Annotated in this window: 8 protein-coding genes and 1 pseudogene; 7 read left to right on the forward strand and 2 right to left on the reverse strand. The window is 49.1% G+C overall.

The window, feature by feature from the left end:
* The first annotated feature begins 214 nt into the window (after positions 1–214).
* Both V7K60_RS13065 and V7K60_RS13070 read left to right on the forward strand, forming a co-directional pair.
* Positions 215–517 carry a muconolactone Delta-isomerase family protein gene (locus V7K60_RS13065; protein ID WP_334926093.1) on the forward strand — a complete coding sequence of 101 codons (303 nt, stop codon included), beginning with the start codon at positions 215–217 and terminating at the stop codon, positions 515–517.
* 55 nt (positions 518–572) lie between these two features.
* Positions 573–1,196 (forward strand): NAD(P)-dependent oxidoreductase, encoded by a 624-nt coding sequence (locus tag V7K60_RS13070; protein ID WP_334926094.1) that lies wholly within the window; start codon positions 573–575, stop codon positions 1,194–1,196.
* A gap of 4 nt (positions 1,197–1,200) precedes the next feature.
* Here the strand turns inward: V7K60_RS13070 and V7K60_RS13075 are convergent, their stop codons facing one another.
* Complete coding sequence (locus V7K60_RS13075; protein WP_334926096.1) at positions 1,201–1,392, reverse strand: hypothetical protein; 192 nt, start codon at positions 1,390–1,392, stop codon at positions 1,201–1,203.
* A gap of 58 nt (positions 1,393–1,450) precedes the next feature.
* On the opposite strand from V7K60_RS13075, the gene V7K60_RS13080 reads away from it, so the two are divergent.
* The 4 genes from V7K60_RS13080 to V7K60_RS13095 all read left to right on the forward strand — a co-directional run bounded on the left by V7K60_RS13080 (position 1,451) and on the right by V7K60_RS13095 (position 4,640).
* Entirely contained in the window at positions 1,451–1,876 is a 426-nt protein-coding gene (locus V7K60_RS13080) for a YybH family protein (RefSeq protein WP_334926098.1), read from the forward strand.
* 37 nt (positions 1,877–1,913) lie between these two features.
* The gene (locus V7K60_RS13085; protein WP_334926100.1) at positions 1,914–2,216 is read left to right on the forward strand and encodes a muconolactone Delta-isomerase family protein; all 303 of its coding nucleotides are present in this window, start codon (positions 1,914–1,916) and stop codon (positions 2,214–2,216) included.
* Positions 2,217–2,385: 169 nt separating this feature from the next.
* Positions 2,386–3,387 carry a hypothetical protein gene (locus V7K60_RS13090; protein WP_334926101.1) on the forward strand — a complete coding sequence of 334 codons (1,002 nt, stop codon included), beginning with the start codon at positions 2,386–2,388 and terminating at the stop codon, positions 3,385–3,387.
* Between the two features lie 284 nt (positions 3,388–3,671).
* Positions 3,672–4,640 (forward strand): alpha/beta hydrolase, encoded by a 969-nt coding sequence (locus tag V7K60_RS13095; RefSeq protein ID WP_334926103.1) that lies wholly within the window; start codon positions 3,672–3,674, stop codon positions 4,638–4,640.
* A gap of 547 nt (positions 4,641–5,187) precedes the next feature.
* On the opposite strand, the gene V7K60_RS13100 is transcribed toward V7K60_RS13095, so the two are convergent.
* Positions 5,188–6,327 carry an NAD(P)/FAD-dependent oxidoreductase gene (locus V7K60_RS13100; RefSeq protein ID WP_334926105.1) on the reverse strand — a complete coding sequence of 380 codons (1,140 nt, stop codon included), beginning with the start codon at positions 6,325–6,327 and terminating at the stop codon, positions 5,188–5,190.
* Positions 6,328–6,783: 456 nt separating this feature from the next.
* Between V7K60_RS13100 and V7K60_RS13105 the strand changes: the two are divergent.
* Positions 6,784–6,948: pseudogene (locus V7K60_RS13105) on the forward strand (IS5/IS1182 family transposase); the annotation flags it as partial.
* Positions 6,949–6,961 lie beyond the last annotated feature (13 nt).

Consider the following 6,961-nt stretch of genomic DNA (forward strand, 5'->3'; position numbering starts at 1 on the left):
TCAAGTGCAGAGGAAACTTTAAATCGAAGCAATCGCACGTTATGAAATCAAGCCTTGAACGAAAAATACTACGGTGGGTTCGCATTGTTTTGAGCATCCCAGCGGACACTCAGTCGCCACCGAAATGAAAGCCCGTTTGAAAAACACCGTCTGTGTTACCCTTTGGACCTCCGATTTGCTCAGAGTTTCCAAGCAAGCTAAATAGAGGTTTTATATGCAATATCTTGTTATCTTCACACCCAAACAGAAATTCGGAAGCGATGAAATGCCCTCTGACTTCCCGCAATTGTTACTTGAGGAAGAGGCGCGAGCGAAAAATCTCTACATGGAGGGACTTCTGCGGCAATCGTGGGTGCTGGGCAAGAGGGATGATGGCGCAGCCGTTCTCTTTGAAGCGGAGTCACCGAAGCATATACAAGAGATAATCGACAGCTTTCCACTGATCGAGGCTGGCTACTCTAATACCCAGGTCTTCCCCCTCGCCCCAGATCCTGCATTTGCAGAGAAGTCCCGATAAGGCTGCATTTCTCTGACCAGAAAACCCACTAAGCGTTACATAGGAGAGTTAAAACATGAAAGTCTTAGTCATAGGAGCCGCCGGCAAGACCGGTAGAGCTGTAGTCGAGCAGGCTGTGGCTGCTGGCCACCAGGTCACGGCCTTCGTTCACAAAGCCGATGAATACGAGGTCTCAGACGTTCGCGTCATCGAAGGTGATGCCACCGACAGTGTCGCGATGGACGCAGCAGTCCTCGGTCAAGACGCTGTTCTTGACACGATTGGCGGCAAAACCCCTTACAAGGCAACTACGCTCGAATCGAGCGCCGCCAACACAATTATCGCTTCCATGCAGCGAAACGGTGTGCGCCGTCTGGTGGTAACTTCAATGATTGGTGAAGGGGATAGTGAAGCGAATGCCACTCTGTATGAGCGTTTACTGATTGCGACCTTTTTGCGCGGCGCTGACAAGGACAAAGCGGCAATGGAGTCCGCTGTCGAGTCGAGCGGTCTGGACTGGGTGATTCTTCGCCCAGCCCTCCTCAACGACGACCCTGCCAAGGGGAACGTTCGAGTTTTCGATGCCAAAACGGGCGAGAAGGCCCATAAAATTACCCGTGCCGACTTGGCTGACTTCATGCTTGCCCAGCTTGACACTAACGAATACCTCCATCAAGCCGTGACGATCGCAAATAGCTAAGAACTCAACTAACACGCTCTCTTTTTGGGGACGGCAGCGTGTTCGTTGAGTATCCAGGACAGTCCTGGACAAACAGATGGAAATTAAAGAGTTGAGGCAACACAACCCTTCGTAATGCCCGTTGACTAGAGCCGATGGCGACGATTTGGTACAGTTCGCTGGTGTTACAAGGCTTATTTCCCCAAGTGGCACTCAAGGTGCTGCGCTCCTAAGCGATAGTTCTTCAATACAAATCATTAGTGAGAACAATCATTATGTCTACAACAGAAACCAGTGCAAAGGATAAAGCGGCAATCAAAGCAGTGATGACAACGTTTGCCGAGGCGTGGAACGCTAAAGATGCGGAGCACTTGGCGACGTTGTTTGCTGAGGATATCGATTTTGTGGACGTCATAGGTCGTTGGTTTAAAGGGCGAACCGAGACGAAACAAGCACACGCGCAGGCGCTGGCATCGTTCTTAAGCGATAACCAGATGACTATTACTGACACCCAAATTAAATTCCTCACCCCGGATGTGGCAGTCGCACATACCACTTGGGAAACTACTGGACAGAAGAGTCCTGATGAAGTACATCGAATAGAAAATATAGGTGTCTGGACAGCCGTAACAACCCGCAAGGAGAACACCTGGCAGATTACCGCTTTCCACAACACAGGAACTGTGCCAATTTCTGAATGAAGTTTTTACAACCAAGTAAGCTAAATAGAGGTTTTATATGCAATATCTTGTTATTTTCACACCCAAACAGAAATTTGAGACCGATGGAATGCCCTCTGACTTCCAAAAACGGGAACTCGAAGAGCAGGCGCAAGCGCAAGTCCTTTACACAGAGGGAGGTCTGCGTCAAGTATGGGCACTGGACAGGAAAAATCGCGGCGCAGCCGTTCTCTTTGAAGCGGAGTCACCGGAGCATCTGCAAAAGATGATCGATAGCTTTCCGCTGATCAAGGTTGATTACGCTGACTACCAGATATTGCCGCTCGCGCCGTATCCTGCATTCGGGAAGAAGTCTGTCTAATCGCACCGCCTAACAATGCGCTCCAGCGAACGGAGGCTGGCGCTTGGGCTTTCTTTTGTTTGTCGGCTCTTGTGTTGCCAGTCGCCGTCGCAGAGCCTCGGTTTGGGCGGCTGCGGGCCAGGGCAAACGCACCACACTTAAACAGAATTGTTCGAGACGAAACAATAGCATGAATGATACGAAACTTGAAATTGCTTTCGGGGAATACGACCGGACTCGCATTTTGGCGGATGGCACTGTCAAAATTGATGGAGTAGATGCCACCTTTCACAGCAACCCCATCGTCACCGAAGTTTTTGAAGGCATGATCCGAAAGCATGCCTTTGACGTGTCGGAACTTGGAATGACGTATTTTCTACGCACGATGGATTTTGAAGAACCGCCTTTCATCGCCATTCCTGTATTCCCGAATCGCTGTTTCCGGCACTCGGCGATTTACATCAACAAGGCGAGCGGCATCAAAACACCGAATGATCTTGTGGGCAAAACCATCGGTGAGTTTGCGGTTTACGGTCACGACGCGGGTGTGTGGTCCAAGGGGATATTGTCAGACGAGTATGGCGTGACGCCCGACCAGTGCCGTTGGATCGTTGGCACGCTTGACTGGCCCTTGAAGCCGGTTGACTTTATTCCGCACCCGCACCCTGCGAACGTTGAAGTTGAACAGGCTCCCGAAGAAACGGATTTGGGAGAAATGCTCAAAGAGGGAGAAATTGATGCGCTGATTGCTGCGGATGTACCCAAGTGCGTGCTGGAAAAGTCGCCGAAGGTCGCCCATCTGTTTGAAGACTATGAGGCGATTGAGCGTGCCTATTACCAGCGCACGGGTATTTTTCCAATCATGCACGTGGTCGTCGTTCGCAAGGAACTGGCCTCGGAGCGGCCCGAAATTGTGAAGGCAGTTTACAAAGGCTTCTGCGATGCCAAAGATGCCGTCCGGGAGCAGTATAAAAAGGGCATGATTTTCAACAACATGGCGACCATGATCCCTTGGTTCAGCAAACTTGTGGACGAGGATCGCACCCTGCTGGGTGACGACTGGTGGTCCTACGGCGTGGAGGCGAACCGCAAGGCTGTTGACACTTTCCTGCGATATCATTTTGAGCAGGGCTTGTCAAAGCGGCGGCTCACTTGCGAGGACATTTTCGTACCCGAGCTTCTCGGGACGTGACACTGGTGACGATCTCAAGAAAATCAGAAGCATCACTTCACTAACTATTAGCCGATCTCCGGGGGTGGGGCAATCAAAGTTCTGCGTTCCCTCGCGAATCCCCCGCCTAACGACGCGCTCTAGCGAATAGAGGCTAGCGGTGAGCTTTCTTCGCGTATTACCACGCTTGACTTCGCCAGCCTCTGTTACTGAGCTTGGGTTCGTTAGCCCGTCTTTACTGGCAACTTAGCACAAACTGCCAAGCGCTACCCGAACGAATTGTTACCAAGCAATGGAGAAAAAAGATGCAGTCCGACAATGAGAAGCTTGAACACAGCAATGCTTATGCAGCCGAGATCCACCATCCGCTTGCCGAAAAGGATGGTGAAGCCATTGCTGCAATGCGGACGGAGGTTGCTCCCTCCAAAGGCAAGCTGAGCGGATCGGCTGCTCGCAGTGCCTTCGACGAGATCCAGGAGAAAACCCCGGACGCGCCGGGTGTAAGCTACGAGCAAGGTGTAGTCGGGGGTGTGCCAGGCGTTTGGTGCCACCCGCAGAACTCACATCCGGGCGTCGCTATCCTTCATCTTCACGGAGGAGCCTATATGCTAGGTTCGGCGCACGCGTATCGGCATCTCGCCGGTCAGGTCGCCGCGTGCACGAGCGCATCCGCGTTCGTCGCGGACTACAGACTCGCGCCGGAACACCCCTTTCCAGCCGCCTTGGACGATGCAAAGGCGGCTTATCGCGGACTCGTCGAACAGGGCGCCCAGAAAATCGCGATCGTCGGAGACTCAGCCGGTGGGGGTCTTGCTCTCGTCTTGTTGTCAGTCGCACAATCCGATGCTCTTGCACGCGGTGGCGTCGCTCCATCCGCTGCAGTTGTGATGTCACCTTGGACGGATCTGGCCTTGACAGGACTGAGTTTACAGGATCACGCAGACGACGATCCACTGTTGACGAGAGAGGTGCTGTCAATGGCTGGCGCGAGCTATCTGCAAGGGCATGATCCACACGATCCGCTGGTCTCGCCGCTTTACGGCAGCTTCACTGGCCTGCCCCCGATTCAAATTCACGTCGGAACGAGCGAGGTGCTTCTCGATGACACGCGCCGCTATGCCAAGCGTACCCATGCCGAGGGGGTCGATGTGACGGCTCATGTGTGGGAGGGAATGACGCACGTCTTTCCGGGGAACGTCAGAACACTGAACGCAGCGGAGGCGGCTTTGGGCATGATAGCTGCCTTCCTGAAGGGTAAGCTAGGTACCTGCTGAACAAGCACCACATAGTAGAGACGGGTTAATGACTGGAGTTTAGACTAAGTAATGCAAAACTACCTAGCAGGGCTGAGTTAATCAGAGACTTACCGAAAGTATGAACAATCTTTGATATTAGACTGCAACAGATGGTTCTTTATAGGGTGCTGTTGCTGTCTTTTTGACGATTAGGACATCGGTTTTTGCGTAGGCGAGTTTTTCCTGGAGACTTTCTGCAAGGTTTGGGTGGACGGGTAGGAGTACCAATCAACGCTAAGAGCTAATATCATGTCCGCTTGATTACTTAATTAAACCCGAAGAACCCCACCCCGCCAAAGCTACGCTTCGCCTCCCCTCCCCGCTTGCAGGGAGGGGATTAAGGGGTGAGGTGTAATGACTAGGGGAATCATAACTAATTATGCGGACATGATATAATTTGTAAACTAGAGTAAAGTCTTTGTCTCGTCAGGGTTTTAGGAATTTAAGCCAATCAAGCGTTGATTCTCTGAAAGTCATACCCAGCAATGAATTGGGTATCCTTAAGATTTTCTTTACGAATCAGCTCTTAGATTAGTATTTTTATAATAATTTCATCTTCCTTGCCAGTTGCAAAATTAGCAAAGCGCTTTGCCAAAGGTGGTATAAGTACTAGAGGATTGCTAAACCCAGAGAAAACATGAACGCCTTTAAAACCTGGGATAGCACCAATTAAGGGGAGTTGATTGCTACTAAATGCCACTAAGCAGTGATACCAATTCCCTGGTAAATTCTCCAATGCTGGTAAAATTTGACCAACACTTTTTCGCAACCATTTTTCGCTTACGTCTGAGTTTACCTTGGCATGAGGATCTGCGATCGTACGGCTAATTTGACCGATGCGGATACTACCATCTTGAAACTGAATCGCACCTGCATCTAAAATCGTTGGTACTAACTCATTACCAAGTTCATCCCATAATTCATCAACTTGAGTAGATTCAGCTTCTAGTTGAAACCGTTGTTGATTCGCTGGCATAATTAAGGTGCGTAACTTGACATCAACAGGTGGGGTTTCAATGATTTCTTCGTGGGTAAAATACAGCTTGATGGAAACACCAGCAGATTTGAGAAGCTGGCGGCTGAGTCCACCTGCACAGATAACAACGTTAGCGCTGTGGAAAGTTGCACTGGTCGTTTGTACACCATCTTGCAATACTTGCAATACTTGGGTAATCTGCATTTCACCCCCAGCACGCTCAAAGGCTTGGATGTAAGCTTGTGCTGTTTTTTCTGGATGAATATGACCGTGTTTGACAGTTAAAGCACCAGATATCACCTCTCGATTTAGCAGCGGTTCCAACTCACAAGCTTCTTGGATATCGAGTAAACGCGGTGGAATGGCAAACTGATTATACGATGCAGCAGTTGCTTCTGGGTCGCTATGGGCTGAAATAGTCAGTAATAAATCTAATTCCCGAAATTGGATATCAGCGTCTAACTCTTGAGATAGGATATGGTAACGTGCGATCGCTTCTTCGCACAATCGCTGAGTTAGTGGTGTAGTACCCGACCAATAGGCCAGCCCACCATAACTATAGCGAGTTGCATTTTGTGGTCTGCTGTATTGCTCCAACAAAAGTACACAAAAGCCAGTTTTAGCCAGTTCATAAGCGAGTGCAGCACCCGTAATTCCGCCCCCAACCACAATCCAGTCGTAGGTTTTCATACTTAATTACTGGACTTTAGACTAAAGAGTACAGCCACGGTGGTGAGTGAATAAAATATCATCTATAGCAGTCGCTTTTTAACAAAGATTATACCTGTAGTTGGTTATAGCCCTGCAATCATAAGCAAGTTTAATCAGCCAACGAAGTTATGTGGGTTGTAGCGGTTTTGATTGATAAGTTGGATTTGATGGGCAGATTGCATGTTGGTGATGCTAACGAAAATACAATATTTTCGGTCATCAATTACATGTTTAGTGAATTATGTGTAATTCCAAATTTTGCCCCAATTGCGGAATCTATAAAAGAAAGCGTGTAATATCAGCATAATGTGATGTTGCATTCCTAAGGTAGTATATGGAGTCACTTAGAGCTGATTCGTAAAGAAAATCTAAAGAGAAATGAATCTAGCTTGACTCAGGTTATAGGCTAAATCGAATGCAGTTAGATTGTTGCCAATGAGTCGTCTAGCAGTAATTGAGAACCAAAAACGCAAACCCTACCCAAGTGATTTAAGCGATAGCGAATGGTTAATTATCAAGCCCCTTCTACCCACACCTAAAGGATTTTGGCATGCTGTAGAAGTAGATTTACGAGAAATTTTGAATGCCATTTTCTACGTGTAACGGACTGGAT

This window comes from Nostoc sp. (assembly GCF_036917555.1).
GTDB lineage: Bacteria > Cyanobacteriota > Cyanobacteriia > Cyanobacteriales > Nostocaceae > Nostoc.